Source organism: Gordonia sp. ALPHA1B1 (assembly GCF_005502615.1).
GTDB lineage: Bacteria > Actinomycetota > Actinomycetes > Mycobacteriales > Mycobacteriaceae > Gordonia > Gordonia hongkongensis.
Window position 1 is genome coordinate 1 of the sequence record NZ_SCOC01000036.1, and the last position, 26572, is coordinate 26572.

General features: G+C 69.6%; 21 protein-coding genes, 2 pseudogenes and 1 riboswitch. Of the genes and pseudogenes, 6 read left to right on the forward strand and 17 right to left on the reverse strand.

The features are described 5' to 3' along the window. Positions 1-189: 189 nt before the first annotated feature. Positions 190-3951 (reverse strand): annotated as a pseudogene (gene cobN, locus FFS52_RS19205) (cobaltochelatase subunit CobN); the annotation flags it as partial. 71 nt (positions 3952-4022) lie between these two features. Then, a riboswitch (cobalamin riboswitch) is annotated at positions 4023-4100 on the reverse strand. A gap of 60 nt (positions 4101-4160) precedes the next feature. Between cobN and cobG the strand changes: the two are divergent. From cobG to FFS52_RS19220, 3 genes are read left to right on the forward strand one after another with little or no spacing between them, the layout of a single operon-like run. After that, positions 4161-5321: a precorrin-3B synthase gene (gene cobG, locus FFS52_RS19210; protein WP_137810628.1), complete on the forward strand. Its 1161-nt coding sequence runs from the start codon at positions 4161-4163 to the stop codon at positions 5319-5321. 13 nt (positions 5322-5334) lie between these two features. Beyond that, the gene (locus FFS52_RS19215; protein ID WP_137810629.1) at positions 5335-5958 is read left to right on the forward strand and encodes a precorrin-8X methylmutase; all 624 of its coding nucleotides are present in this window, start codon (positions 5335-5337) and stop codon (positions 5956-5958) included. Between the two features lie 11 nt (positions 5959-5969). Next, positions 5970-7571: a precorrin-2 C(20)-methyltransferase gene (locus FFS52_RS19220; protein WP_137810630.1), complete on the forward strand. Its 1602-nt coding sequence runs from the start codon at positions 5970-5972 to the stop codon at positions 7569-7571. On the opposite strand, the gene FFS52_RS19225 is transcribed toward FFS52_RS19220, so the two are convergent. The 4 genes from FFS52_RS19225 to FFS52_RS19240 are packed head-to-tail and all read right to left on the reverse strand — an operon-like array spanning position 7524 to position 11162. Continuing rightward, the gene (locus FFS52_RS19225) at positions 7524-8288 is read right to left on the reverse strand and encodes a cobalt-precorrin-6A reductase (protein WP_137810631.1); all 765 of its coding nucleotides are present in this window, start codon (positions 8286-8288) and stop codon (positions 7524-7526) included. The genes FFS52_RS19220 and FFS52_RS19225 overlap by 48 nt on opposite strands. Continuing rightward, positions 8285-9061 carry a precorrin-4 C(11)-methyltransferase gene (cobM, locus tag FFS52_RS19230; RefSeq protein WP_137810632.1) on the reverse strand — a complete coding sequence of 259 codons (777 nt, stop codon included), beginning with the start codon at positions 9059-9061 and terminating at the stop codon, positions 8285-8287. Before cobM ends, FFS52_RS19225 begins: the two co-directional genes overlap by 4 nt. Beyond that, positions 9058-10368, reverse strand: coding sequence for a precorrin-6y C5,15-methyltransferase (decarboxylating) subunit CbiE (cbiE, locus tag FFS52_RS19235; protein ID WP_137810633.1), 1311 nt, complete (start codon positions 10366-10368; stop codon positions 9058-9060). The genes cobM and cbiE overlap by 4 nt, the downstream gene beginning before the upstream one ends. Continuing rightward, positions 10365-11162, reverse strand: coding sequence for an SDR family NAD(P)-dependent oxidoreductase (locus FFS52_RS19240; protein ID WP_171011679.1), 798 nt, complete (start codon positions 11160-11162; stop codon positions 10365-10367). Before FFS52_RS19240 ends, cbiE begins: the two co-directional genes overlap by 4 nt. A 63-nt stretch (positions 11163-11225) precedes the next feature. Here FFS52_RS19240 and FFS52_RS19245 point away from each other — a divergent pair, with 63 nt between their 5' ends. Continuing rightward, positions 11226-11627, forward strand: a complete 402-nt coding sequence (locus tag FFS52_RS19245; protein WP_078112421.1) for a PPOX class F420-dependent oxidoreductase — start codon at positions 11226-11228, stop codon at positions 11625-11627. Between the two features lie 46 nt (positions 11628-11673). Beyond that, a pseudogene (locus FFS52_RS23935) lies at positions 11674-11979 on the forward strand (HNH endonuclease); the annotation flags it as partial. Between the two features lie 21 nt (positions 11980-12000). Here the strand turns inward: FFS52_RS23935 and FFS52_RS19255 are convergent. After that, positions 12001-13167 (reverse strand): Xaa-Pro peptidase family protein, encoded by a 1167-nt coding sequence (locus tag FFS52_RS19255; protein ID WP_137810634.1) that lies wholly within the window; start codon positions 13165-13167, stop codon positions 12001-12003. Positions 13168-13221: 54 nt separating this feature from the next. On the opposite strand from FFS52_RS19255, the gene FFS52_RS19260 reads away from it, so the two are divergent. After that, positions 13222-14178 carry a 5'-3' exonuclease gene (locus FFS52_RS19260; protein WP_137810650.1) on the forward strand — a complete coding sequence of 319 codons (957 nt, stop codon included), beginning with the start codon at positions 13222-13224 and terminating at the stop codon, positions 14176-14178. 47 nt (positions 14179-14225) lie between these two features. Here the strand turns inward: FFS52_RS19260 and FFS52_RS19265 are convergent, their stop codons facing one another. The 11 genes from FFS52_RS19265 to dop form a co-directional block, all read right to left on the reverse strand. Next, positions 14226-15104 carry a DUF4333 domain-containing protein gene (locus FFS52_RS19265; protein ID WP_137810635.1) on the reverse strand — a complete coding sequence of 293 codons (879 nt, stop codon included), beginning with the start codon at positions 15102-15104 and terminating at the stop codon, positions 14226-14228. A gap of 211 nt (positions 15105-15315) precedes the next feature. Beyond that, positions 15316-18126, reverse strand: a complete 2811-nt coding sequence (locus FFS52_RS19270; RefSeq protein ID WP_137810636.1) for a DEAD/DEAH box helicase — start codon at positions 18124-18126, stop codon at positions 15316-15318. Beyond that, positions 18123-19040 carry a twin-arginine translocase subunit TatC gene (gene tatC / locus FFS52_RS19275; protein WP_091344258.1) on the reverse strand — a complete coding sequence of 306 codons (918 nt, stop codon included), beginning with the start codon at positions 19038-19040 and terminating at the stop codon, positions 18123-18125. Before tatC ends, FFS52_RS19270 begins: the two co-directional genes overlap by 4 nt. Positions 19041-19133: 93 nt before the next feature. Continuing rightward, on the reverse strand, positions 19134-19406 hold the full coding sequence (gene tatA, locus FFS52_RS19280) for a Sec-independent protein translocase subunit TatA (RefSeq protein ID WP_137810637.1): 273 nt from the start codon (positions 19404-19406) through the stop codon (positions 19134-19136). 83 nt (positions 19407-19489) lie between these two features. Next, positions 19490-20461, reverse strand: a complete 972-nt coding sequence (locus tag FFS52_RS19285; RefSeq protein ID WP_137810638.1) for a WYL domain-containing protein — start codon at positions 20459-20461, stop codon at positions 19490-19492. Continuing rightward, on the reverse strand, positions 20461-21453 hold the full coding sequence (locus tag FFS52_RS19290) for a WYL domain-containing protein (protein WP_137810639.1): 993 nt from the start codon (positions 21451-21453) through the stop codon (positions 20461-20463). Before FFS52_RS19290 ends, FFS52_RS19285 begins: the two co-directional genes overlap by 1 nt. A gap of 68 nt (positions 21454-21521) precedes the next feature. Continuing rightward, positions 21522-22880: a Pup--protein ligase gene (pafA, locus tag FFS52_RS19295; protein ID WP_004019052.1), complete on the reverse strand. Its 1359-nt coding sequence runs from the start codon at positions 22878-22880 to the stop codon at positions 21522-21524. Between the two features lie 75 nt (positions 22881-22955). After that, complete coding sequence (gene prcA / locus FFS52_RS19300; protein WP_058250432.1) at positions 22956-23747, reverse strand: proteasome subunit alpha; 792 nt, start codon at positions 23745-23747, stop codon at positions 22956-22958. After that, positions 23744-24625 (reverse strand): proteasome subunit beta, encoded by an 882-nt coding sequence (prcB, locus tag FFS52_RS19305; protein WP_137810640.1) that lies wholly within the window; start codon positions 24623-24625, stop codon positions 23744-23746. The genes prcA and prcB overlap by 4 nt, the downstream gene beginning before the upstream one ends. Further along, a complete protein-coding gene (locus FFS52_RS19310; RefSeq protein ID WP_004019064.1) occupies positions 24622-24813 on the reverse strand; it encodes a ubiquitin-like protein Pup in 192 nt (63 codons plus the stop codon). Before FFS52_RS19310 ends, prcB begins: the two co-directional genes overlap by 4 nt. 194 nt (positions 24814-25007) lie before the next feature. Beyond that, the gene (dop, locus tag FFS52_RS19315) at positions 25008-26507 is read right to left on the reverse strand and encodes a depupylase/deamidase Dop (protein WP_058250430.1); all 1500 of its coding nucleotides are present in this window, start codon (positions 26505-26507) and stop codon (positions 25008-25010) included. Between the last annotated feature and the right edge of the window lie 65 nt (positions 26508-26572).

Consider the following 26572-nt stretch of genomic DNA (forward strand, 5'->3'; position numbering starts at 1 on the left):
CCAGCCCAATACAGCCAGGGGCGGTAACCAGCGGTAGAGCCAGATGCCTGATGGTCAGAACCCAACCACCACCGAAGTGGCTAGACAACCCTGACACTGAAACCAGCGGTGGGCGGCTCAACCAGCGGTGGGTGGCTCAACCAGCGCTGGGCGGCTCAACCAGCGCTGGGCGGCTCGACCGGCAGAGGCGTCCTCGCCGCGGCCCTCGATGTCGCCCTCGGTCTGGAGGTAGACGGTGCGCAGGGCGTCGAGGAGCTCGGCGGGCGGTTCGCGCCACATGTCGCGTTCGACGGCCTCGAGGAGACGTTCGGCGATGCCGTGCAACGCCCAGGGATTGGACTGCTGCATGAACTGCTGGTTCGTCTCGTCGAGGACATAGGACTCGGTGAGCTTCTCGTACATCCAGTCGGCGACGACGTCGGTGGTCGCGTCGTACCCGAAGAGGTAGTCGACCGTGGCGGCCATCTCGAACGCACCCTTGTATCCGTGGCGCTGCATCGCCGAGATCCAGCGCGGGTTGACGACGCGGGCGCGGAACACCCGGCTGGTCTCCTCCGACAGCGTGCGGGTGCGGACGGAGTCGGGGCGGGTGCTGTCGCCGATGTAGGCCTCGGGCGAGGAACCGGTCAGTGCGCGAACGGTCGCGACCATGCCGCCGTGGTACTGGAAGTAGTCGTCGGAGTCGGCGATGTCGTGTTCGCGGGTGTCGGTGTTCTTGGCCGCCACGGCGATCCGCTTGTACGCGGCGCGCATGTCGTCGACCGCAGGTACACCGTCGAGGTCGCGTCCGTAGGCGTAACCGCCCCACTCGGTGTAGACGCGGGCCAGGTCCTCGTCGCTGCGCCAGTCCCGTGAGTCGATGAGTTGCAGGATGCCGGCGCCGTAGGTGCCGGGCTTGGAACCGAAGACACGTGTCACGGCCCGACGCCGGTCGCCGTGCTCGGACATCGCGGCGCGCACGTGGGCGGCGACGAAGTTCTGCTCGTCGGACTCGTCATCGGCGGCCGCGGCGAGCGCGACCGCGTCGTCGAGCATCGTGACGACGTGCGGGAAGGCATCCCGGAAGAAGCCGGAGATGCGGACGGTGACATCGATGCGGGGACGTCCGAGTTCCTCGAGGCCGATGAGCTCGAGCGAGGAGACCCGCCGCGACATCTCGTCCCACACCGGCATGACCCCGAGCAGCGCGAGCACCTCGGCGACGTCGTCACCCGAGGTGCGCATGGCGCTGGTCCCCCACACCGACAGCCCCACCGACGCCGGGTATTCGCCGTGGTCGGTCAGGTAGCGCTCGAGCAGGGAGTCGGCCATCGCGCGGCCGGTCTCCCACGCCAGCCGTGAGGGCACGGCCTTCGGGTCGACCGAGTAGAAGTTGCGTCCGGTCGGCAGCACGTTGATCAGCCCGCGCAGCGGTGACCCGCTCGGTCCGGCCGGGATGAACCCGCCGTCCAGTGCGTGCAGCACCCGCGGGACCTCGGCGGTCGTCTGACGCAGGCGCGGGACGACCTCGGTCGCCGCGAAAGTGAGCACATCCCCGACCGCGCTGGGCAGTCCCGCGGTGGCCGCGGCAACTGCTTCGGTCGACCAGTCGTCCTTGGCGCAGGCGGCGACGAGTTCGCGGGCCTGCGCCTCGACGGCGTCGACGGAACCGCGTTCGGCCGAGCCGTCTTCGACGAGTCCGAGGGCCTCGCGCAGGCCGGGCAGGGCCGACGTGCCACCCCAGAGCTGGCGTGCGCGCAGCATGGCGAGGACGAGGTCGACCTCGGCGTCGTCGCGCGGGGGCTCGCCGAGCACGTGCAGCCCGTCACGGATCTGCACGTCCTTGATCTCGCACAGCCACCCGTCGACGTGCAGCAGCATGTCGTCGAAGACCTCTTCGTCGGGCCGTTCGGTGAGCCCGAGGTCGGAGTCCATCTTCGCCGCGGTCAGCAGTGTCCAGATCTGCTGGCGGATCGCGGGCAGCTTCGCCGGGTCGAGTGCGGAGATGTTGGCGTGCTCGTCGAGAAGCTGTTCCAGCCGGGCGATGTCGCCGTAGGACTCGGCGCGTGCCATCGGCGGGATCAGATGGTCGACGAGAACCGCATGAGCGCGGCGCTTGGCCTGCGTCCCCTCGCCCGGGTCGTTCACCAGGAACGGGTAGACGAGCGGGAGGTCGCCGAGGGCGGCGTCGGTGCCGCAGTCCGCCGACATGCCGAGGTTCTTGCCGGGCAGCCACTCGAGGTTGCCGTGTTTGCCGACGTGCACGATGGCGTCGGCGCCGAAGCCGTTGTCGTGCGCCGCGATCCACCGGTACGAGGCGAGGTAGTGATGCGACGGCGGCAGATCGGGATCGTGGTAGATCGCGACCGGGTTCTCGCCGAACCCGCGCGGCGGCTGCACCATGATCGCGATGTTGCCGAAGGTCAGTGCGGCGATGACGATGTCGCCGTCCGGGTTGTGCGTGCGGTCGACGAACAGGTCGCCCGGTGCGGGACCCCAGTGTTCGGTGACCGCCGAGCGAAGCCCCTCGGGCAGGGTGTCGAACCACGACCGGTAGTCGCGCGCCGACAGGCGGATCGGGTTGGCGGCGAGGGTCTCCTCGGTGAGCCAATCCGCATCCTGACCGCCGGTGGCGATGATCTGGTGGATCAGCGCATCCGAATCATCGTCGGCGAGACCGGGAATCGCGTCCGGACCGGACTCCGGGCCGATGTCGTAGCCGGCGTCGCGCATCGCGGCGAGCAGGCGCAGCAGGCTGCGCGGGGTGTCGAGACCGACGGCGTTGCCGATCCGCGCGTGCTTGGTCGGGTAGGCCGACAACATGACCGCGATCCGCTTGTCGGCGGCCGGGGTCCGACGCAACCGGGCGTGCGCGGTGGCGATCCCCGCCACCCGTGCGCAGCGCTCGAGATCCGGCTGGTACCACGGCAATCCGTCGTCGTCGAACTCCTTGAAGGAGAACGGCACGGTGATGATGCGGCCGTCGAACTCGGGCACCGCCACCTGGGTGGCGACGTCGAGTGGCGACAGGCCGTCATCGCTGTCCTCCCAGTCCGCGCGGGAACCGGTGAGGCACAGACCCTGCAGGATCGGGATGTCGAGTGCCGCGAGGCGTTCGATGTTCCAGGCCTCGTCGTCGCCGCCGGCCGATGCGGTGGCCGGGGTGGCGCCACCGGCGGCCAGCACCGTGACCACGAGGGCGTCGGCGGTACCGAGCAGTTCGAGGAGGTCGTCGGGGGCGGTCCGCAGCGACGCGCAGAAGATCGGCAGCGCGCGGGCCCCGCGGTCCTCGATCGCATCGCACAGCGCAGCGATGTACCGCGTGTTGCCCGCCAGGTGCTGGGCGCGGTAGTAGAGGACCGCGATGGTCGGGGCGTCGGGCCCTTCGTGGCTCGTCGCTTGCGCTCCTCGCACCTCAGGGAGCAATGAAGGGTCGGCTTGCGCTCCTCGCACCTCAGGGAGCAAAGAAGGGTCGGCTTGCGCTCCTCGCACCTCAGGGAGCGGAGAGGAGGCGGCCGAAGAACGTTCGAGCACACCCCACGCGGGGGTCTGCTGCGGGAGTTCGAAACCGTTGCCGGTCAGCAGGACGGTGTCGGATAGGAAGTGGTGCAGGTTCACGAGGTTGGCGACCCCGCCCGCGGCGAGATAGTCGTGGGCCTGGGCGGCGACGCCGGAGGGCACGGTGGAGTGCGCCATCAGATCGGGGTCGGGCTGCTGCTCACCGGAACAGACGACGAGCGGCTTGCCGGTCGCCTCGACCGCAGCCAGCCCGTCCTCCCAGGCGCGTACACCGCCCAGGATGCGCACGACGATGAGGTCGGCGTCGGCGGCGAGACGCGGGATGTCCTCGATCAGGATGCGAGACGGATTCGCGCCGCGGTAGGACACCGACGCATCGGGCAACGCGCTGCCCTCGTCGGCAGCCGAGGCCGTGAGCAGGTCGGTGTCCGAGGTCGAGAGCAGCAGGATCATCGTGTCTCCTCGCCGGGTTGTCGCGCCCGGTGCGTGTCGGTGCCGTGGGTGGCGGGTGCAGTGCGAGGGACTGGTCCGACTTCCGGATGTCCGGCCGATGCCGACCCCCGGTCACAGTGGCGCGACCGCGCCGGAATCGCACCGGCTTCAGCCCGCTCGCGGTGCGTTCAGCCTACGGCCACCGCGCCCGCCGGTCGTAGGCTGGTGGGATGAACCAGCCAGCCCGGGCCGCCACCGACCGTTGCCCAGGGGTCTTCGACACGCACCCGGCGGCCGACGGCGCGCTGGCCCGTGTCCGGCTGCCGGGCGGACGGATCCGTCCGGACCAGCTGGAGACGCTCGCCCGGGCCGCCGCCGACCACGCCGACGGGCACCTGGAACTGACGGTGCGCGGCAACCTCCAACTGCGCGGGATCACCGACGTCGAAGCCGTCGCGCAGGCCGTCGTCGCCGCCGGGCTCGCGCCGAGCAGCAGCCACGACAAGGTGCGCAACATCGAGCTCAGCCCCCTGACCGGTCGCATCGGCGGCGTCGCCGACGCGCGTCCGCTCGCCGCGGCCCTCGACGACGCCCTGCGGGCCGACCCGGCCGCGGCCACCCTGTCCGGCCGGTTCCTGTTCGGCATCGACGACGGGCGCGGTGACATCGCCGGACGACGACCCGACGCGTGCGCGATGATCCGGAGCGACACTCCCCTGGCCGCAGACGTCCTCATCGGCGGGACGGCCGTCGGATCGGCCACCGGTACGGAGGCGATCGTGCGCGCGCTCATCGCGGTGGCCGCGGGTCTGGGCGAGGTCTCGCCCGGCGCCTGGCGGGTCCGCGACCTCGACGACGACTCCCGGCGCCGGCTCGCGGAAATCATCGCCCCGACGCTGGATCCCGTCATCGGGGCCGACCCGGACGCGGCACAGGTCGCCTCGGAGGAACCGATCGTCGGCTGGTTCGACCAGGACGACGGCGCGGTGCTGCTCGGCGCGGTCGTCGAACTCGGACGCTTGCCGGCCCGGCTGGCGGAATTCATCGCGGCCGTGCAGGCGCCGGTCGTGTTCACCCCCGACCGCGAGATCCTCCTGTGCGACCTCGGCGAAGGCGTGGCCGAGACCGTCGTCCGCGTGCTCGCACCGATGGGTCTGATCTTCGACGCCGCTTCGCCATGGGCCCAGGTCAGCTGCTGCGTCGGAGCCCCGGGTTGCTCGTCCGCGCATGCGCCGGTCCGGGACGACCTGGTGGCCCGGGTGCAGGACGGCGACCCCGTCGAGGAGCGTGAACACTGGGTGGGCTGCGCCCGTGGCTGCGGGTCGCCGGCCGAATCGCACCTGTCGGTGCAGGCCACGCCCGACGGCGGATACGAACGGCGGCGCCGTTAGGCTCGTTCCCACCATGACCGAGTACCTGCGTGACGGCGCCGCGATCTACCGCCAGTCCTTCGCCACGATCCGCGCCGAGTCCGACCTCTCCGCGTTCGCACCCGACGTCGCGACCGTTGTCGTCCGCATGATCCACGCGTGCGGCCAGACCGACCTGACGCGCGACGTGGTCGCGACGCCCGGCGTCGTGACCGCCGCGCGCAGTGCCCTCGAAGCCGGCGCCCCGATCCTCTGCGACGCCAACATGGTGGCGTCCGGGATCACGCGCAAGCGTCTCCCCGCGGACAACGAGGTGCTCTGCCACCTGTCCGAACCCACCCTCCCAGCCCTCGCCGAGAAGATGGGAACCACGAGGACCGCTGCGGCACTGGAGTTCTGGCGGCCGCGCCTGGAAGGTGCCGTGGTCGCGATCGGCAACGCGCCGACCGCACTGTTCGCGCTCCTGGACATGATCGACGACGGCGCACCGCGTCCCGCCGCCGTCGTCGGGGCACCCGTCGGTTTCGTCGGCGCGGTCGAATCCTGCGCGGCACTGGCCGAACGCGACGACCTCGAATTCATCACGGTCACGGGTCGGCGTGGTGGATCGGCGATCACCGCGGCCGCGGTCAACGCGCTCGCGACCCCGCAGGAATGATGGTGGACCCCATGAACTCTGACAGCACCGCAGCGGCCGGACGGGAGTCACGTCCGGGCACGCTCTACGGCATCGGGCTCGGCCCGGGTGACAGCGAGCTGATGACCGTCAAGGCCGCCCGCCTGATCAGCACCGCGGACGTGATCGCGTATCACTCGGCGCGACACGGCAACAGCATCGCGCGATCGGTGGCCGAACCCTACCTGCGCGACGGCCAGACCGAGGAACGTCTCATGTACCCGGTCACCACCGAGACGACCGACCACCCCGGCGGGTATCAGGGCGCTCTCGACGACTTCTACGCCGAGAGCGCCGAACGTCTCGCGGTGCACCTGCGCGCGGGCCGCGATGTCGTCCTGCTCGCCGAGGGCGATCCGCTTTTCTACAGCTCCTACATGCACATGCACAAACGCCTGGCACCGCATTTCGACGCCGAAATCGTGCCCGGCGTCACCTCGGTGAGCGCGGCGTCCGCGGCGACCGGGGTCCCCCTCGTCGAGGGCGAGGAGACGCTGACCGTCGTGCCCGGTACCGCGTCGACCTCGGAGCTGCTCTTCCGTTTCCGGTCCGCGGACGCGATCGTGGTCATGAAACTCGGTCGGACCTTCGAGCGGGTGCGCGACGCCCTCCGCGAGGCCGGGCGTCTCGACGAGGCCTTCTACGTCGAACGCGCGTCGACGACCGTCGAGCGGGTGTTGCCGGCCGCCGACGTGAATCCCGCAGAGGTGCCGTACTTCTCGATCCTCGTCGTCCCGGGACGCCGCAACAACCCGATGTTCGAACCGGAGCCCGTCCCCGGTGAGCTCGTCGTCGTGGGGCTCGGACCGGGTCACGACAGCTGGACCACCCCGGAGGTCCGCGCGGAGCTGGCCACGGCCACCGACCTCGTCGGTTACACCACCTATCTCAAGCGCGTCACCCCGCGGCCGGGGCAGCGAGTACACGCCAGCGACAACCGGGTCGAGGCCGAGCGGGCCGAGTTCGCGCTCGACCTCGCTCGACGCGGCGCTCGCGTCGTCGTCGTCTCGTCCGGTGATCCCGGCGTCTTCGCGATGGCCGCCGCGGTCGCCGAGGTCGCCGCACAGCCCCGGTGGCACGAGGTGCCCGTCCGTGTGGTGCCCGGCGTCACGGCGGCGACCGCGGTCGCCGCTGCCGTGGGAGCGCCCCTCGGGCATGACTTCGCGATCATCTCGCTCTCCGACCGGTTGAAGCCGTGGTCGGTCATCGAACGGCGCATCCGAGCCGCACTCGGCGCCGACCTGGTGATCGCCATCTACAACCCGGGCTCGGCGAGCCGCACCTGGCAGGTCGGGGCCCTCAAACACACTCTCTCGCAGACGGTGTCGCCCGATCGCGTCGTCATCCTCGGACGGGACGTCGGTGGTCCGGAGCAGCAACTCACCACCACCACGGTCGCGGACTTCGATCCCGCGGTCGTCGACATGCGCACGATGATCATCATCGGGTCGTCGGCCACAAGGGTCGCGCCGCGCGCGGCCGGAACGTTGGTGTTCACACCGCGCAGTCACCACCCGGTCGACAGCGACGATCACACCGCCGATCAGTCAGCCGAACAGCTCCTCGAGCCAGTTCCGGGCGGCACCGACATCTGAGACGACCGGCGTGTCGGGTTCGGCGGGCCGGTCGACCATGATGACCGCGATCCCGAGTTCGGCCGCGGCCGCCAGCTTGGCCGAGGTCAGCGTTCCGCCGCTGTTCTTCGTGACCAGCAGATCGATGTCGTTGTTCCGCAGCAGCTCTCGCTCCGACCGGTGGTCATAGGGCCCCCGCGAGCGCAGCACCTCGTGATGCGGCGGAAGCGCTCCGGTCGGGGCGTCGACGACCCTGATCAGGAACCACGCCGAATCGATCCCCGCGAAGACACCGACGTCCTGGCGGCCGGTGGTCAGGAAGACACGTCTGCCGCGGGCGGCCACTTCACGCGCGGCGGCGGGGAGGTCGGGCACGCGTGTCCACGTGTCGGTGTCGCCGGGCACCCACGGATCGCGACGCAGGCGCAGCAGCGGCACACCCGCATCGGCGGTGGCTCGCGCCGCATTGCGGGTGATCGTCGCGGCAAATGGATGGGTCGCGTCGACCACTGCCTGAATGCGGTTGCTCTGCAACCACTCCCGGAGCCCGTCGGATCCGCCGAACCCGCCGATGCGCACCGGCCCGACCGGTAGGCGGGGGTGTTTCACCCGGCCGGCGAGGGAACTGATGAACGCGATGTCGGTGTCGGCGAGGGTCGAGGCGAGCGCTCGCGCCTCCCCGGTCCCGCCGAGGATCAGGACGTGCGGGACAGGATCCGGCGGGCTCTGGTCGGTCACGACGTCGAGTGGCGATCAGCGCGGAGTTTGGTCATCCGCGCATGCGAGTACAGATAGCTGTCGGTGACGTCCGACCGGCAAGGACCGAGCACGTGACCGACGAAGATGACCGCGGTCCTCCGGATGTCGGCGGCGTCGAGGGCCTCGGGCAACCGGTTGAGCGGACACCGTACGATCTGCTCGTTCTCCCGACTGGCGAAAGCGACTGTGGCGGTAGGGCAGTCATCGCCGTAGTGCGGGGTGAGCGCCGCCACGATCTCCTCGGCCCGATGGGCTGCGAGATGCAGCGCGAGTGTCACCCCCGTCCGGGCCAGGGTCGCGAGGTCCTCCCCCGGCGGCATGTCCGTCGACAGGGTGGAGACCCTCGTGATCAGCAGGCTCTGGCCGACACCGGGGATGGTGAGTTCGGTGTCGAGTGCCGCCGCGGCAGCCGCGAACGCCGGGACACCGGGCACGATCTCGTGATCGATTCCGCGCGCGGTCAGCTCACGCTGTTGCTCGGACATCGCCGAGTACACGGAGAGGTCACCGGAGTGGAGGCGGGCCACGTCGTGCCCCTTGCCGACGGCCGCCGCGATGACATCGATGATGTCCGACAACGGCATCCGGGCGGTGTCGATCAGTTCGGCACCGTCGGGACACAGGTCGAGCAGTTCCGAGGGCACCAGTGACCCGGCATAGACGCAGGTCTGGCACTCCCCCAGCAGCCGCGCTCCGCGCACCGTGATGAGATCGGGCGAACCCGGGCCGGCCCCGATGAAGTAGACGGTCAACGGAGCGCCTCCGTCGAATCCGCGGCGGCAGCGTGGGGTGCCGTCTTCGCGACGGCCCACTGCACGATCGGCAGCGCGGGGCGCCAGGTGTGCATCGTGCCGAGCGGTGCCACCTTTTCGACCGACAGGCGTCGTAGGTCACCGCCGTGTCGGGCGTGCCAGCGCGTGACGAGCGTCTGGTTCTCCACGGTCACCGCGTTCACGACGAGCCGCCCCGAGTCCGGCAGCCTGGTCCAGACGAGCGAGAGGATCTCCTCGTCCAGTCCGCCACCGATGAAGACGGCATCCGGTTGCGGTGCGTCGGACAGGCCGTCGGGAGCCGGGCCCCGCACCGAGAGCCGATGCGCCACCCCGTGTCGGGTGGCGTTGCGTCGCAATCGATCAGCGCGATCGGGATCGCGTTCGAAGGCGACGACCACTCCCCGGTCGTCCGCGCGCAACCACTCGATCGTCACACTGCCCGACCCGGCCCCGATGTCCCAGAGGAGCTGCGCGCCGGCCGGTTCCAACGCGCACACGGAGAGGGCACGGATCGTCGACTTGGTGATCTGACCGTCGTGTTCATAGGTGTCGTCCGGCCGGCCCGGGAGCCGGGACCGGCGGGGTCCGACGCAGTCGACGGCGACGATGTTGAGCGGGTCCCCGGCCCGGCGGCGCCAGGTCTCGGCCGTACCGGTGGCGATCTGTTCGGCGGGCCCACCGAGCTGCTCGAGGACGGTCATCGTGGACGCACCGAAACCGGCGTCGACCAGGATGCCGGCGAGTGCGGCGGGTGTGGTCTCGTCGCGGCTCAAGAGAAGTACGCGAGCCCCGTCGGTGACCTCGCCGAGCACCACGCCCGGCTCGGCGCGCACCGCACTGACGATCCGGGTCGTGGCGAGGTCCCAGCCCAGACGCGCACAGGCGAGGCTCGCGCTCGACACTGCCGGATACACCCGTACCCGGTCGGCACCGACGCGCGCGATGATGCTCGCACCGACGCCGTGGAACATCGGGTCGCCGCTCGCCAGGATGTGGATCGTGTCCGGGTGAACGGCGTCCGCGGCCTCGCTCTCGACCACTTCTGCGAGGTGTTCAGACATCGGCGACCGCCACGGTCGCAGTTCGGCGTCCAGTTCGGGCACCGCGCCGTCGAGGAGCGCCAGTTGCCGCGCAGCGCCGTAGATCACGCGAGCGCGGCGGAGTTCGTCGCGGACGGTCTCACCCAGACCGGACCAACCGTCGGCGCCGATCCCGACCACCACGAACTCCGATGGGACGAACTCGGACGGGACAGACGACGTGACTTCGGTGTCCGGAGACGTCATCGGGGAAGTCTCCGCCACACGGCACGCGGCAGCAGTCGCATCCCGAAGAACAACGGACGCAACGTCCCGGGGATCCAGACCTCACCGCGGCCCATGCGATAGGCGTGTGCCACCGCGTCGGCGACCTGCTCGGCATCCCGCGACAGCGGGGCCGGTTTGACCCCCGAGGCCATCAGGTCGCGGGTCATCGCGCCGATCACGAAGCCCGGGCGGGCCAGCAGCAGGCGAGCGCCGGTGCCGTGCAGCGCATCCGCGAGTCCGCTCGCGAATCCGTCGAGACCCGCCTTGGTCGACCCGTAGACGTAATTCGCGCGGCGCACCCGGACACCGGCGACCGAGGAGAAGACGATGATGGTTCCGGAGCCCTGCGCGCGCAGTACCGAAGCAAGCGGGGTGAGCACGCTGATGTGGGCGTAGTAGTCGGTGTGGGCGATCTGAAGTGCATGCGCCACATCGGTTTCGGCGCGAGCCTGGTCGCCGAGGATGCCGAACGCGATGATCGCGATCCCGATCGGCCCGTGTCGCTGCGCCAACGACTCGACGAGCCTTGGATGGCTGTCGGTGTCGTTCGCGTCGAAGGCGACGGTGTGTACCTCGGTTGCACCGGCGTCGAGCAGTCGTGCGGACTCGGCCGCGAGGTCGTCGGGACGGCGGGCCGCCAGGACGACGGTCCGCCCGGATGCGAGGCGCGCCGCGGTGGCGACGCCGATCTCGCTGCGGCCGCCGAACAGCACGAGGGCACCGGCCGGGTCGGTGTCCGGACGCGCTGATGCCCATCTGCTGCGTGACGCCATGGCTGCCAGTATCGCATCGGCCCCGCGACCGACCGTGTGCGGCGTCGCGGCTAGTTTGGTGTCATGCCTCGTACCGCCGCCGATCTCGGGCCCGATGCGCTCGCCTTCCTCGTCGAACGCCACCTCGGGACCCTCACCACACTGCGCGCCGACGGCACCCCCCACGCCGTGGCCGTCGGGTTCACCTGGGATCCCGATGCCGGTCTGGCGCGGGTCATCACCTCGGACGGCAATCAGAAGGTCCGCAACACCGAGCGTGGTGGCTACGCGGCTGTCACCAACGTCGACGGCCCGCGATGGCTGACCCTGGAGGGACCCGCGACGGTGAGTCGTGAGCCCGAGCGCGTGCGCGAGGCCGAGCAGCGCTACGCGCAGCGATACCGGGAGCCCAGGCCGAACCCGCGCCGCGTCGTGATCGAGATCAGCGTGAGCCGGGTGCTGGGTTCGGCGTCGCTGTTCAGCTAGTGACGCGCGTCGGAAGTCGGATGCTTCTTGCGGAGCCGTCCGGCACCGGCCCGGCCAATACACCACCCGGGTGGTCCGCAACGGACCCGACGAAGGCCGCTGCGCCTGGCGACTCAACCCTGAACCCGGCGCACCACCCAACCCCGAACACATCAACCGCCGACCCGACATACTCCGACGGTTCGCAGAACATCTGAACACCGGGCGCGATGAGATCCACGGACCTACCACCCGACGGTTTGGCAGGCTCGGTCGCCGGACCCTTCGTGACGCGCCCCCGGATTCAAACCCGCCAACCAGCGAACTTCAACTCGACTGCTGGACCTCGATCGAAGTCCAGCAGTCGAAATGAGGTTCACCGGTCGAATTTCGCCTACAACCGGACGAGTTCGTGCGGGCGGTTGTTCAGCGACTCGCAGCCGTCATCGGTCACGACGACGATGTCCTCGATGCGGGCACCCCAGTGACCGGGCACGTACACCCCCGGCTCGACGCTGAACGCCATGCCGGTGCGCAACGGGATGTCGTTGCCGCCGACGATGTACGGCTCCTCGTGTACCGACAGCCCGATCCCGTGGCCCGTCCGGTGGATGAACCGATCGGCCAGGCCGCGCTCCGCGAGGAGATCACGCGCCGCCGCGTCGATCGAGGACGCGCTCACCCCCGGCCGGACGGCGGCCACCGCCGCGCGTTGGGCCTCGAGCAGGGCGGCGTAGGCGTCGGCGATGTCGGCGGGCGGATCGTCGAAGCAGTAGGTGCGCGTCGAGTCGGAGTTGTAGCCCGGCTCGACCGGGCCGCCGATGTCGATCACGACGATGTCGGACCGCTCGATGACCCGGTCGGAGAATTCGTGGTGGGGATCGGCTCCATTCGGTCCCGACCCGACGATGATGAAGGCCGCCTCGGTGTGTCCCTCCTCGAGGATCGCGGCGGCGATGTCGGCGGCCACCTCGCGTTCGGTGCGGCCGGGGATCAGCCAGTCCCCCATCCGCGCGTGCACCCGGTCGATCGCGGCACCCGCGCGGCGGAGCGCGTCGATCTCCGCGGCATCTTTGATCATTCGTAATTCGCGGAGCACGTCGGTCGCCAATTGCGGTGTCGCGCCGGTGTGTCGGGCCAGCGGGATGACGTGGAGGGCGGGCATGGAGTCGGAGACCGCGATCCGCGGCTGCGACGGCAATCCGGCCAGCGCCAGCGCGTGGGCGTCGTCGCCGTCGACCCAGTCGGCCACCTCGATGTCGAGATCGCCGACCGCGGAGGACGACAGCGACGGGACCTCGAGCCGCGCGATCACCAATCGGGGATCACCGGTCGCGGGGATCACCAGCGCCGTGAGCCGTTCGAAGGTCTCCGCCCGGGAACCGATGAGGTACCGCAGGTCCGGCCCGGGGGCGACGACCAGCGCGTCCAACTCCGCGGCGCGGGTGAGTTCGGCGGCGCGGCGGACCCGGTCGCGATAGACCTGCGCCTCGAAGAGCGGCCCGGCTCCGGTCCCTTCGCCCGCCGTCGCGACCCGTGCTGCCCCACTCCCAGATGCCATGCGACGAACACTACCGCCGACTCATGACAGAGTGTGGGGGTGACGGATTCGTTGATGCTGCTCGACGGCGCCAGCCTGTGGTTCCGATCGTTCTTCGCGCTGCCGGAGAAGATGACCAGCCCGGATGGGCGACCGGTCAACGCGGTACGCGGTTTCGTCGACACGATCGCCAATCTCGTCGTGCGCGAACGCCCCACACGCTTGGTGGTGTGCCTCGATCTCGACTGGCGTCCCGAGTTCCGCACCGACCTGATCCCCACCTACAAGGCCCATCGCGTCGCGGTCCCCGACGGTGGGACCGACGTCGAGGGCCGGGACATCGACGTCGAAGAGGTACCCGACACGCTCACCCCGCAGGTCGACATGATCATGGCCGTCCTCGCTGCCGCGGGCATCGCCACCTCGGGCGCCGTCGGTTGCGAGGCCGACGACGTGATCGGCACGCTCGCCTACGACGAGGCGAACGATCCGGTGATCGTGGTCAGCGGTGATCGGGACCTGCTGCAGGTGGTCGCCGACGATCCCGTCCCGGTGCGCGTCCTGTACGTCGGCCGCGGTCTGGCGAAGGCCGAGATGATGGGCCCGGTGGAGGTCGCCGAGAAATACGGCGTGCCGGTCGAGCGCGCGGGTATCGGCTATGCGGAGATGTCGATGTTGCGCGGAGATCCCTCGGACGGTCTGCCGGGCGTGGCCGGTATCGGCGAGAAGACCGCGGCGAAACTGATCACCGAGTACGGCAGCCTCGACGCACTGGAGGCGGCTGCCGCCGACCCGTCGTCATCGGTTCCGACGCGGAGCCGCAAGGCACTGCTCGCCTCGGTCGAGTACCTGCAGGCGGCGCGGACCGTCGTCTCCGTGCGCACCGACGCCGAGACGATCGACAGCGGTTCGGACACCCTCCCGGCCGAGCCCGCCGACCCCGCCGCGCTCGCGGAGCTCGTCGAGGAGCTGGGCATCGGAGCGTCGGTGGGGAGGCTGGCCAAGGCTCTCGGCTGGCCCCAGGCCGGCTGAGGCCGCATGTCGCAGCCGACTGAGGCTGGAGCTCACAGCCGGTCGAGTCAGCTGGGGCGCGAGACCTCGTAGCGGCCGTCGTCGTCGATGAACGTGACGGTGACCTGCTGCTGCTGCCCGCCGACGGTGACCGAGCACGTGAACGATGCTCCGGTCTCCACCCGCTGCCCCGACGGGCACTGGACGTCGGAGACGTCGCTGGCCTGGTAGTCCTCGGTGAGGATCTTCTGCACGCCGTCCTGCGCCGCCTGTTGATCGAGGTTCTTCGGTGCCCATCCGGGGAAGAGGAATGCGGTGATCAGCACGATCGCGGCGATGAGGAGCAGCGCGCCGCCGCCGACGAACATCAGCGTCCGGGCGGTCTTGTTCGACTTCCCGGTCGCCATCCCGCTGAACTGGTCGCCGCCCCCGTACTGGTTCTGTCCGTACTGGTTCTGGGCGTACTGGTTCTGGCCGTACTGGTCCTGGCCGGGGGGCTGCTGGCCGTACTGTCCGGGTGCCCCGTACTGACCGGGCCCGTACTGACCCGGTCCCCCGTACTGACCGGCTCCGTATTGCTCGGCGCCATACTGACCGGCCGGTTGCCCGTACTGCCCCGGTTGTCCGCCGGGATGACCGACCTGAGTCGGCTGGGACTGAGACGGGGCCGACTGGGGCGGCTGGCCCGTCGGCCCACCCGGCTGCTGGTACGGGTTCTGCTGGTAGGGATTCTGTTGATACGGATTCTGTTGCGGCTGACCATAACCCGGGTTCTGTGACCCGGGGTTGGCGGAGCCCGGGTTGGGGGCCATCGTGGTCGGGTCGGCCTGCGGGGCGCCCGTCGGAGTGGCGCCGGGGAGGTTCACGATCTCGGTCTTGCCGTCGGGACCGGACTGATCACCGGAGGGATTCGGCTGGGACGGGTTGGGGTTGTACGGGTCGGTCATGAGTCCCTCCCACTCGGCCGTTCACCCGGACGGGTGCCGGCGAACTGTGACGTCGCGGCAGTATCGGGGCAGGACACGCCGACACCGAATGCGGGATGAACGTTACCTCAGCGGCCTGGGACTATCAGCGAACATCGCGCGTGGCCCGGCGTCGCGTCGTCCGGTGAACCGACACCGGCCCACACTCGTCGGCGGAGGTCGACGGCGCGGTTCAGCCGAGCTCGGCGGCGACCACGCCGCGGCGGATGGCCTTGACCGCTGCCCGCGCCGTCCCACCGAGGCGCGTGTCGGAGCCCACCCCGAGTCGGATCTGTTCGAGCAGGTCCACGACCTGCCGGTTCCACCGCACGAAGTCGCCCGGAGAGAGCAGCTGTCCGCGTTCGCCCGCCAGCAACAGGGCCTCGCCGAGCGAACGACCCGACGCCCACGGGGCCACGGCGACCGAGAAACCGGTGTCGGGTTCGCGTGTCGGACTGACCCGATGACGCTGCTCGACCGCGGTGACCCGCGACCAGATCTCGACGGTCGCGGCCATCGCCGCACGCATCGAGCTGCTGCCGGGCAGGGCGTCGACCCCGCTGTAACTGTCGCGCCGGCTCTCGTAGACGAGTGCGGCGACGACTGCGGCGAGGTCGGGGGGTGACAACTCGTCCCAGACCCCGGCTCGGATGCACTCGGTCACGACCAGGTCGCTCTCGCTGTAGATACGGCCGAGCAGCTTGCCCGAATCGGTCACCATCATCGTGTGCCCGGTGGACTCGGTCGACTCGGCGACGCGCTCGAGATATCCCAGCTCGCTGAGGACGCCGACGATGTGATCGAAGGTGACCCCGAGGGTGGACGTCCGCTCCCCGATGCTCCGCTCGGCGTTGACGATGTCGCGCACCAGCCGGTTACGGCGTTCGGCGAGCCGGAACAGCTCGTCACCGTTGGACAGCTGATGTGCCGGGTGCGCGCGCAGGGTTCGCCGAAGGTTCGCGAGTTCGGTGTCGTCGGCGGCGTCGGCGCGCTTCTTCTGACGTCCGCGCGGCATCTCGATGCCGGTCGATCGCAACGCCGACGCCAGGTCGCGGCGACCGCGCCCGGTGCGCCGGTCGGCGTTCTTCGGCATCCGCATGTTGCCCAGCACCTCGGGCGGGTTGACGAAGTCGCGGGTACCGACGCGTCCGCACCAGGCGTCCTCGGTCAGTACGAGCGGCTTCGGATCCTGCGCCTGCGTGGCCGGTTCGATGATGACAGCCAGACCGCGGTGCCGGCCGACGGGTACGCCGATGACATGACCACGTTTGAGTGCGGCCAGGTCGGCGGTGATGGCGTCGTGTGTATTGACCCGCTTGCGGTACTTCAGATCTCGTTCACGGCGGCGGATGTCCTCGCGCAAAGTGATGTAACCCAGGAAGCCCGCGTACGGACCGTCGTCCGAATCCGATTCGGCGCCACCGGGTTCCAACCCCCGAGCCTGCGCGGCGCGGGCCAGCTCGCCGTCGAGCTTGCGCAGTGCCCGTTGCGCCTCGTCCAGCTTTCGCGCCTGACCGACGACCGATCGATCGGCCTGGAACTGGGCGAACGACCGATGGAGCAGCTCACGCGCGCCGTCCGGGCCCAATCGACCGAGCAGGTTGACCGCCATGTTGTATTCCGGGGAGAACGAACTCCGCAGCGGGAACGTCCGCGCGCCGGCGAGGCCGGCGACCTCCTCCGGAACCACCTCGGGTGTCCACACCACGACGGCGTGACCCTCGACGTCGATCCCGCGACGGCCGGCGCGACCGGTCAGCTGCGTGAACTCGCCGGGCGTCAGGTCGACGTGCGATTCGCCGTTGTACTTCACGAGACGCTCGAGAACCACCGAGCGAGCGGGCATGTTGATGCCGAGCGCGAGCGTCTCGGTGGCGAACACCATCCGGACCAGGCCGCGCACGAACAGTTCCTCGACCGTGTGCCGGAAGGTCGGGAGCATGCCCGCATGGTGCGAGGCGAGTCCGCGTCGCAGCCCCTCGCGCCACTCATGCACCCCCAGCACGTCGAGGTCGGCCGGTGCCAGTTCGGTGAGATGGCGGTCGACGATCGCGTCGACCTCGCCGATCTCGGCGGGTGTGAGAAGCGAGATCCCGGATCGCAGACACTGCGCCAGGGCGGCGTCGCACCCGACACGGGAGAAGATGAACCCGATCGCCGGGAGCAACCCCTCGCGGTCGAGTCGCGTGACGAGGTTCGGCCGGGAGAGCGCGGGCCCCCGTCCGTCGCGCCGACGGGGCGCGCCGCCACGTCCTCGGCCACGGCCGCGCGACGCCTCCCGCTCGTCGTCGGCCATCAGGATCCGGTGCCGGATCTGGCGTTTGAGCTCCGGATTGACGCGCGGACGCGTGCCGGCCTTGCGGGCCGGACCGGTGTCGGCCGGATCGAACAGGTCGAACAGTCGCTGCCCGACGAGCATGTGCTGGGACAGCGGCACCGGACGGTGTTCGTCGACGATCACCGAGGTGTCACCGCGGACCGTCTGGATCCAGTCGCCGAACTCCTCGGCGTTGCTCACCGTCGCCGACAGACTGACGACCCGCACCGACGGTTCGAGGTGCAGGATCACCTCTTCCCACACCGCCCCGCGGAACCGGTCCGCCAGGAAGTGGACCTCGTCCATGACGACGTGGGACAGACCGTCCAGGGCCCGTGATTCGGCGTAGATCATGTTGCGGACGACCTCGGTCGTCATGACGACAACCGGGGCATCGGGATTGATCGAACTGTCGCCGGTGAGTAGCCCGACCGACTCGTGCCCGTGGACGGCAACGAGATCGTTGTACTTCTGGTTGCTGAGCGCCTTGATCGGCGTGGTGTAGAAGCACTTCGAGCCACCGGCCAGGGCCAGATGGACGGCGAACTCGCCGACGATGGTCTTACCCGCGCCGGTCGGTGCGCACACCAGCACACCGTGGCCGCCCTCGAGCGCCTCACACGCGCGGCGCTGGAAGTCGTCGAGGCGGAAAGCGAGTCTCGACGTGAACGAGTCGAGTTGGGTCACAGGACGTCGTCGAAGGTCTCGCGTGCCCGCGTCGACGTACGGGTGGCGTTGGCGACCGCGTTCGCCGGCGCCGGGATCGGCGATGCCGGGGCGATCGGTTTCGTCGGCGGCAGTGGGCTGGCCTCGTCATCGGAGAGGCCCGCCCATGCGGGCGCCTTCTTCGCCTTGCGTCGGTCGAAGATCCGCGCGAACTGGATCGCGAACTCGAGCAGCACGGTGAGCGCGAGGGCCAGTGCGAGCATCGTGAACGGATCCTGGCCCGGTGTCGCGATCGCGGCGAAGACGAAGACCGCGAAGATGAGCCCGCGGCGCCAGCTCTTCAACCGGGCGTAGGTAAGCACGCCGACGACGTTCAGCGCGATGATCAGGAGCGGGAGTTCGAAGCTGACGCCGAAGATCACCAGGACGTTGAGCATGAAGCCGAAGTACTGGTCACCGGCGAGTGCCGTGACCTGGACCTCGTTACCGACCGTCAGCAGGAAGTCGAAGGCCTTGGCGACTACCAGATAAGCGAGCACCGCGCCGCTGACGAACAGGGTCGTCGCCATCGCGACGAACATGATGCCGTAGCGACGTTCGTGGGCGTGCAGACCCGGAGTGATGAACTGCCAGATCTGGTAGATCCACACCGGGCAGGCGAGGACCACACCCGCGGTCAGCGCGACCTTCAACCGGAGCATGAACTGGTCGAACGGACCGGTCGCCAGAAGGCGACACGAATCATCCGGGGTCAGCGTCGCGCGTGACGACGCAGGCAGATCGCAGTACGGCCCGCGCAGGACGTCGCCGAGCGACGGGATGCCCAGGAAGCCGTGGCTGTACCAGACGAACCCGAAGATGGTGGTGGCGATGATGGCCAGCAGCGAGATGACCATACGAGTGCGCAACTCGTACAGGTGCTCGACCAACGACATGGTGCCGTCGGGATTGAGTTTTCGCTTGCGTTGCCGCGGGTCGAGGCGTCGGGGAATCGGGAGAGTGCGCACTGGCGATGCTCCGACGCGCCCCTAAGCCGATTTCTTGGCGTCGGCGTCGCGCTGCGTGGCCGGCTGGGTCGAGTCACCCGCGGGCAGCTCGCGTCGTGCCGGATCGGTCGCGGCCGCGTCGGCGGTGGCCTGCGCGTCCTTGTCGTCGTCCTTCTGCATCTCCTTGACCTCGCTCTTGAAGATGCGCAGCGACTGTCCCAGACCACGGGCGGCGTCCGGCAGCTTCTTCGAGCCGAACAGGATCAGCAGCACGATGGCGACGATCGCCCAGTGCCACCATGACGTGAAGCCCATGAGATCACCCTTCAGTTCGGAGCAGACAGTGTCCAATGCTACCCGACACACGCCGGGCCGGAAGGGCCCAGCCGTGGCCGGTCTCAGCGATAACGCCCGCGGGCGGCCTCCGCGGTGTCGGCGACCGCGGCGGCAATCGCAGGGTCATCGACGACCCGCACGGCGCCGGCGAATCCGAGCAGGAATCGGGTGAGCCATTCCGGCGAGCCGTAGACCAACCGGGCGCGGACGGGGAGACCTGGATCGGGCCGGTCCTCGACAGTCTCGAGGGGTTCGAGCGGGTAGTAATCGAGAATCCACAGGTGATCGGCGTCGATCTCGATCTCGACGGCCGGGAGGTCGGGGTCCTCGGCGACGAGCACCGACTGATTCGACGCCGCCGCCTCGGCCGGCGGACGACTCGGCTCGTCGAGGGCGGTCGCGGTGTCGACGCGGTCGAACCGGAACAACCGCACGCCTTCGGCCATCCGGCACCAGGCCTCGAGATAGGTGTGCTGGTCCATGACCTGCAGGCGGATGGGGTCGACCACGCGGTCGGTGACGCTGTCGCGTCCGGCCGAGTAGTAACGCAGGCGCAATGCCCGCGCCTTCTTGGTGGCCTCGCGGATCGTCGTGTAGGTGGGGTTCTCCCCCGGCGGCTCGGCGGGTGCGTCGGACGCGCCCGCGACCCCCGGCACCGTCGCACCCACCGCCTGCTCGATCTTGGCGATGGCCCGCCTGGCCGCGGCCACATCGACGACCCCCGGGGTCTCGACCAGCGCCCGCAGTGCGACGAGGAGCGTGCTCGCCTCCACGGTCGTCAGCCGCAGTGGCCGGTCCATGCCCGCGGTGAACCCGACCGTCACGTACCCTTCGCTGAACTCGAGCTCGATCAGGTCGTCGGGGTAGTAGCCCGGTAGCCCGCAGACGAAGAGCAGCTCGAGGTCCTTCGTGAGCTGGGCTTGCGTGACCCCGAGTTCGTCGGCGGCCTGAGCAACCGAGATGCCCCGGCGGGCCTGGAAATACGGGACCATCGCCAGTAGTCGGTTGAGTCTCGACGGCGCTGCCGCGGCCATCAGACGCTCACCCCCATCAGACGGTCGAGGCTCGCGATGACGAGCTCGCGCAGCTCGGGTGGATCGAGGACGACCGCATCGCGGCCCACACCCAGCACCATCCGTGCCACCGCGGTCAGCGAGTGGATGTCGAGGGTCACGATGTCGCCGGGTTCGCCGTCGAAGTCGGCGGGTTCGGTCGTCGTCGCGGCCCGGCGGAGGCCGAATGCGCGGTCGGCCGCGACCCAGATCCGCGCGGTCCGTCCGTCCGAACCGGCAGCGGAATCGACCGCCGCGGAGACGATCTGCTGGAGATCGGTGCCCGCCGGGACCACGACCGCGTCGGCGGCACCGACCGCGGCGACCGCCGTGATCCGCGACAGCCGGAAGGTCCGGGTGGCGTCGCGGTCGCGATCGTGCCCGACGACGTACCAGCGGCCCCGGTGTGACACGACCCCCCACGGTTCGACGCGTCGGGTGGTCGGGGCGGCCGCGGCAGACGATCGATGCTGGAACTCGACCGCGCGGCGGTCCTGGACCGCGGCGAGCAGGCCGGCGATGACCTCTTCGGAGCCGAGCGATCGTGATGACCCGCCCGAGGTGATCCCCAGATCGTCCTCGGAGCGGACATCGAGCCCGGCGGCCCGGAGCTTGAGGATCGCCGTCTGCGACAGCGTCGAGACCTCGGGTGTGTCCCACAGCGCGGCGGCCATGGCGATCGCGGCGGCCTCGTCGGACTCCAGCGAGATCTCCGGCAACTCGTAGGAGTCGCGGTCGATGCGGTATCCCTCGGCGCCGGCCGCCATCGGCGACCGGCCGGTCACGAGGGGGATCCCGAGATCTCGCAGCTCGTTCTTGTCCCGCTCGAACATCCGGTTGAACGCCTCGTCGGACTGCCCGTCGTCCGAATAGCCCGCGACGTTGCGGCGGATGTAGTCGGCGGTGACGTACTGCCGCGTCCACAGCAGGCAGATCACGAGGTTGAGCAGACGCTCGACTTTGGGGGTTGCCACCGAGTCAGGTTAGAACGTGGCCGTTCACCGCGTGCGGAGGCACGCTGGGTTCGCCGGTGACCCGGCGCTCACATCGAGGCGATGAGGCGATCGACGCGCTCGTCGACACTGCGGAACGGGTCCTTGCACAGCACCGTCCGCTGGGCCTGGTCGTTGAGCTTGAGGTGAACCCAGTCGACGGTGAAGTCACGCCCGGCTTTCTGCGCGGCCGAGATGAAGTCGCCCCGGAGCTTGGCGCGGGTGGTCTGCGGCGGCTCGTTGACCGCGGTCTTGATGGCCTCGTCGGTGGTCGCCCGGGCGACCAGCCCCTTGCGCATCAGGACGTCGAACACGCCGCGGCCGCGTTTGATGTCGTGGAACGCCAGGTCGAGCTGCGCGATCTTCGGATCCGAGAGCTCCATCGAGTACCGGTCCTGGTAGCGCTGGAACAGCTTGCGCTTGATGACCCAGTCGACCTCGGTGTCGACCTTGGCGAAGTCGTCGCTCTCCACGGCATCGAGCATCCGTCCCCACAGGTCCACGACCATGTCCATCTCGGGGTCGGGCCGGCGGTTGGTGAGGTGCTCGACGGCGCGGGCGTGGTACTCGCGCTGGATGTCGAGGGCGCTGGCCTGCCGACCGCCGGCGAGGCGCACCGGGCGCCGCCCTGTCGGGTCGTGGCTGACCTCGCGGATGGCGCGGATCGGATTGTCGAGCGCGAAGTCGCGGAACGCGACACCGGCCTCGATCATCTCCAGGACGAGAGCCGCCGAACCGACCTTCAGGAGGGTGGTCATCTCCGACATGTTCGAGTCGCCGACGATGACGTGCAGCCTGCGGTACTTCTCGGCGTCGGCGTGGGGCTCGTCGCGCGTGTTGATGATCGGGCGCGACCGGGTGGTCGCCGAGGAGACGCCCTCCCAGATGTGCTCGGCGCGCTGGGACAGGCAGAAGGTCGCGGCCTTGGGGGTCTGCAGAACCTTGCCCGCACCACAGATCAGCTGGCGCGTCACGAGGAACGGCAACAGGACGTCGGAGATGCGGGAGAACTCCCCCGCCCGCACGACGAGATAATTCTCGTGGCATCCATAGGAGTTGCCGGCCGAGTCGGTGTTGTTCTTGAACAGATAGATGTCGCCGCCGATGCCCTCGTCGGCCAGGCGTTGTTCGGCATCGACGAGCAGGTCCTCGAGAACCAGTTCGCCCGCGCGGTCGTGGTTGATCAGCTGGATGAGGCTGTCGCACTCCGCGGTGGCGTATTCGGGATGCGATCCGACGTCGAGATAGAGGCGAGCGCCGTTCTGCAGGAAGACGTTCGAGGACCGGCCCCACGACACGACCCGGCGGAAGAGGTACCGCGCGACCTCGTCCGGACTCAGGCGGCGGTGGCCATGGAAGGTGCACGTGACACCGAACTCGGTCTCGATGCCCATGATTCGTCGCTGCACTTGACCAACCCTACTCGCGCGGACCGCGGCGGACCGGTCGACACGCACCGGCCGCCGCGCGCCGCGGCGTTCTCGTCACTGTTCGGAGGATGGCGTCTCACCAGGGGCTTCGTCCACCTCGGACGGTGTATCCGAGGACTGGGCCGCCGCAGCCTGTGGGAGGAGCCCTTCGACCGTGGACGTCGTGAGGCGCCGGAACGCGCGCCGCGGACGGTTGTGGTCGAGGACGGCGACCTCGAGATCGCCCGCGGCGAGCACCCGACGTTCGGTCGGGGTCCCGCCACCGTTGTCGGCCGGCGCCGTCAGGGCGGTGACCGCGACGCCGATCGCCCGGCCGAGCTCCATGTCGGGCTCGTAGCTGTCCTTGAGGGCCGCCGCGATCGGTTCGGTCGCCCCGCCCATCACCAGGAAGCGGGTCTCGTCGGTGATCGACCCGTCGTAGGAGATCCGGTACAGCTGCGACCGCTTCGGCTTGCCCGGACGGGCGACCTCGGCGACGCAGAGCTCGACCTCGAACGGCTTCGCCTGCTCGGTGAAGACGCTGCCCAGTGCGTTGGCGTAGGTGTTGGCCAGCGACAGCCCGGACACGTCGGCACGGTCGTAGCTGTAGCCGCGCATGTCCGCGATCTGGATGCCGGCTTTGCGCAGGCTCTCGAACTCGTTGTACTTGCCCACCGCCGCGAAACCGATCCTGTCGTAGATCTCGCTGGTCTTGCGGAGCGTGTTGGACGGGTTCTCCGCGACGAACAGCACACCGTCGGCGAACGTGAGGATCACGACGCTGCGACCCCGGGCGATGCCCTTGCGGGCGAGCTCCGAGCGATCGCGCATGATCTGCTCGGCACTGGCGTAGTACGGGAAGGTCATCGGGCACCCCCCTCGTGCTCGGCGCTGCGGCGTTCGACGACGGCACGTGCCGCCGCCTCGATGTCGGTCGGGTCCACCTCCCGGGCCCCGTCGGCGCCGACGATGGCGGCCATCGGGAAGATCTTGCGGACCAGATCGGGCCCGCCGGTCGCCGAGTCGTCGTCGGCGGCGTCGTACAGCGATTCGACGGCGATCGCGAGCGCCTCGTCGGCGGTCAGATCGGGTCGGTAGAGCTTCTTGAGCGAGGACTTGGCGAACACCGATCCCGAGCCGATGGCGGTGTAGCCACCGAACTCCTCGTGCCGGTCACCCGCGACGTCGAAGCTGAAGATGCGTCCGCGTTCGTTCGGATCGTCGTGGTCGATGTCGTAGCCGACGAGCAGCGGAATGGCCGCCAGGCCCTGCAGGGCCGCGCCGAGATTGCCCCGCACCATCGAGGCCAGCCGGCTGACCTTGCCGTCGAGGGTCAGCGGGACGCCTTCGATCTTCTCGTAGTGCTCGAGTTCGACGGTGAACAGCCGGACCATCTCGATCGCGATCCCGGCGGTGCCGGCGATCCCGGCCGCCGAGTACTCGTCGGTGATGTAGACCTTCTTGACGTCGCGCGTGGCGATGAGGTTGCCCATGGTGGCCCGGCGGTCCCCGGCGAGGACGACCCCACCCGGGTACGACACGGCCACGATCGTCGTGCCGTGCGGGATGTCACCGGCGCCGTCGGCGCCGCCGGCGAACGACCCCACCCGGTCGACCTGGGCCTGCGGGAGTTGTTCCGGCGCATGCGTCCGGAGGAATTCGGTGAACGACGAGATGTCGGCGACGGCGAACGCGCCGGGGCGGAACTGGGACAGCGGGGGCAGTGAACCGAACCTGTCGCTCACTGGCCGCCCTTCTGGACGTAGGCGCGCACGAAGTCCTCGGCGTTCTCCTCCAGCACGTCGTCGATCTCGTCGAGCAGGTCGTCGGTGTCCTCGGCCAGCTTCTCGCGACGTTCCTGTCCGGCGCCGGAATCGGGGCCCACGCCCTCGTCGTCGCCGCCGCCACCACGCTTGGTCTGTTCCTGCGCCATCTGCTGCCTCCTTGAAACCGATCGCCCCTTGGCGGGCTACCGCGGTCGAGGGAGTCGGGATCGGGTGTCGCTGTCGCGGCGGTGATCCGGTGTCTCGACCCTGCGGAATCGTGTGCTCCCACACTACCTGTGGGGACGACAACTGTGGCGGAACGAAGCACATGCCGTCGGAGACGGCGAGGCGCCGCGGCCTGTCAGGTGGTGAGCTGATCCACCAGTTCGGCGGCCGAGTCCACCGAGTCGAGGAGCTTGCCGACGTGCGCCGCGGTGCCGCGTAGCGGTTCGAGGGTGGGGATACGGACCAGCGAGTCCCCGCCCAGATCGAAGATGACCGAGTCCCAGCTCGCCGCCGCGACGTCGGCGCCGAACCGGCGCAGGCACTCGCCGCGGAAGTAGGCGCGCGTGTTCCGCGGCGGCTCGCTGATCGCGGCGAGCACGTCGTTCTCGTCGGTCAGACGCTTCATCGACCCGCGCGCGACGAGCCGGTTGTACAGCCCCTTGTCGAGCCGGACGTCGGAGTACTGCAGGTCGATGAGCTGCAGACGCGGCGCCGACCACGACAGGTTCTCGCGCTGGCGGAAGCCCTCCAGGATGCGCAGCTTCGCGGGCCAGTCGAGGATGTCGGCGCACTCCATCGGGTCGCGCTCGAGCCGGTCGAGCACGTCCGCCCACGTCTGCAGGACGTGTGCGGCGCGCTGGTCGTCGGAGTGCTCCTGGTCGTGGAACTTCTGACAACGCTCCAGATACTCCCGCTGCAGAGCGAGGCCGGTGAGCTCGCGGCCGTCGGTGAGTGCGACCGTGGCCGTCAGCGACGGGTCGTGGCTGATCGTGTGCACGGCCTGCACCGGCCGCGCGAGCTCGATGTCGGAGAAGTCGACCCCGGCCTCGATGAGGTCGAGGACGAGCGCGGTGGTCCCGACCTTCAGATAGGTCGAGGTCTCGGCGAGGTTGGCGTCGCCGATGATGACGTGGAGTCGCCGGTATCGCTCGGGGTCGGCGTGCGGCTCGTCGCGGGTGTTGATGATGCCCCGCTTGAGCGTGGTCTCCAGCCCGACCTCGACCTCGATGTAGTCCGACCGCTGCGACAGCTGATAGCCCGCCTCGTCGCCGGACTGGCCGATACCCACGCGTCCCGAACCGGTGATCACCTGCCGGGACGCGAAGAAGGTCGTGAGCCCGGCGATGACGGCGGTGAACGGGGTCTCCCGCGCCATCAGGTAGTTCTCGTGGGTGCCGTAGGAGGCGCCCTTGCCGTCGATGTTGTTCTTGTACAGCTGCAGTTTCGGAGCGCCCGGGACGCTCGCCACGTGACGAGCCGCGGCCTCCATCACGCGCTCCCCGGCCTTGTCCCAGATGACCGCGTCCATCGGGTCGGTGACCTCGGGTGCGGAGTACTCGGGGTGGGCGTGGTCGACGTAGAGCCGCGCCCCGTTGGTGAGGATCATGTTGGCCGCGCCGATCTCGTCGGCGTCGATGATCGGTGCGGGTCCGGCCCCGCGGCCGAGGTCGAAACCTCGGGCGTCGCGAAGCGGTGACTCCACCTCGTAGTCCCAGCGTGTCCGTTTCGCGCGCGGTACACCGGCGGCTGCGGCGTAGGCGAGAACCGCCTGGGTGGACGTCATGATCGGGTTCGCGGTCGGGTCGCCGGGCGCGGAGATTCCGTACTCGACCTCGGTCCCGATGATTCGCTGCATCCTTCGAGGGTAGATGTTCACTTGCCACCGGTCGCAACCACCGCACGTGCTGAGTACGGTCGACG

Excerpts from the sequence above, each read along its gene's own strand:
- cobG (WP_137810628.1), top strand. The coding sequence starts at position 4,161 with ATGAACCAGCCAGCCCGGGCCGCCACCGACCGTTGCCCAGGGGTCTTC.
- FFS52_RS19215 (WP_137810629.1), top strand. The coding sequence starts at position 5,335 with ATGACCGAGTACCTGCGTGACGGCGCCGCGATCTACCGCCAGTCCTTC.
- FFS52_RS19220 (WP_137810630.1), top strand. The coding sequence starts at position 5,970 with ATGAACTCTGACAGCACCGCAGCGGCCGGACGGGAGTCACGTCCGGGC.
- cbiE (WP_137810633.1), bottom strand. The coding sequence starts at position 10,368 with ATGACGTCTCCGGACACCGAAGTCACGTCGTCTGTCCCGTCCGAGTTC.
- FFS52_RS19240 (WP_171011679.1), bottom strand. The coding sequence starts at position 11,162 with ATGGCGTCACGCAGCAGATGGGCATCAGCGCGTCCGGACACCGACCCG.
- FFS52_RS19245 (WP_078112421.1), top strand. The coding sequence starts at position 11,226 with ATGCCTCGTACCGCCGCCGATCTCGGGCCCGATGCGCTCGCCTTCCTC.
- FFS52_RS19255 (WP_137810634.1), bottom strand. The coding sequence starts at position 13,167 with ATGGCATCTGGGAGTGGGGCAGCACGGGTCGCGACGGCGGGCGAAGGG.
- FFS52_RS19260 (WP_137810650.1), top strand. The coding sequence starts at position 13,222 with ATGCTGCTCGACGGCGCCAGCCTGTGGTTCCGATCGTTCTTCGCGCTG.
- FFS52_RS19265 (WP_137810635.1), bottom strand. The coding sequence starts at position 15,104 with ATGACCGACCCGTACAACCCCAACCCGTCCCAGCCGAATCCCTCCGGT.
- tatC (WP_091344258.1), bottom strand. The coding sequence starts at position 19,040 with ATGTCGTTGGTCGAGCACCTGTACGAGTTGCGCACTCGTATGGTCATC.
- tatA (WP_137810637.1), bottom strand. The coding sequence starts at position 19,406 with ATGGGCTTCACGTCATGGTGGCACTGGGCGATCGTCGCCATCGTGCTG.
- FFS52_RS19285 (WP_137810638.1), bottom strand. The coding sequence starts at position 20,461 with ATGGCCGCGGCAGCGCCGTCGAGACTCAACCGACTACTGGCGATGGTC.
- prcA (WP_058250432.1), bottom strand. The coding sequence starts at position 23,747 with ATGACCTTCCCGTACTACGCCAGTGCCGAGCAGATCATGCGCGATCGC.
- FFS52_RS19310 (WP_004019064.1), bottom strand. The coding sequence starts at position 24,813 with ATGGCGCAGGAACAGACCAAGCGTGGTGGCGGCGGCGACGACGAGGGC.
- dop (WP_058250430.1), bottom strand. The coding sequence starts at position 26,507 with ATGCAGCGAATCATCGGGACCGAGGTCGAGTACGGAATCTCCGCGCCC.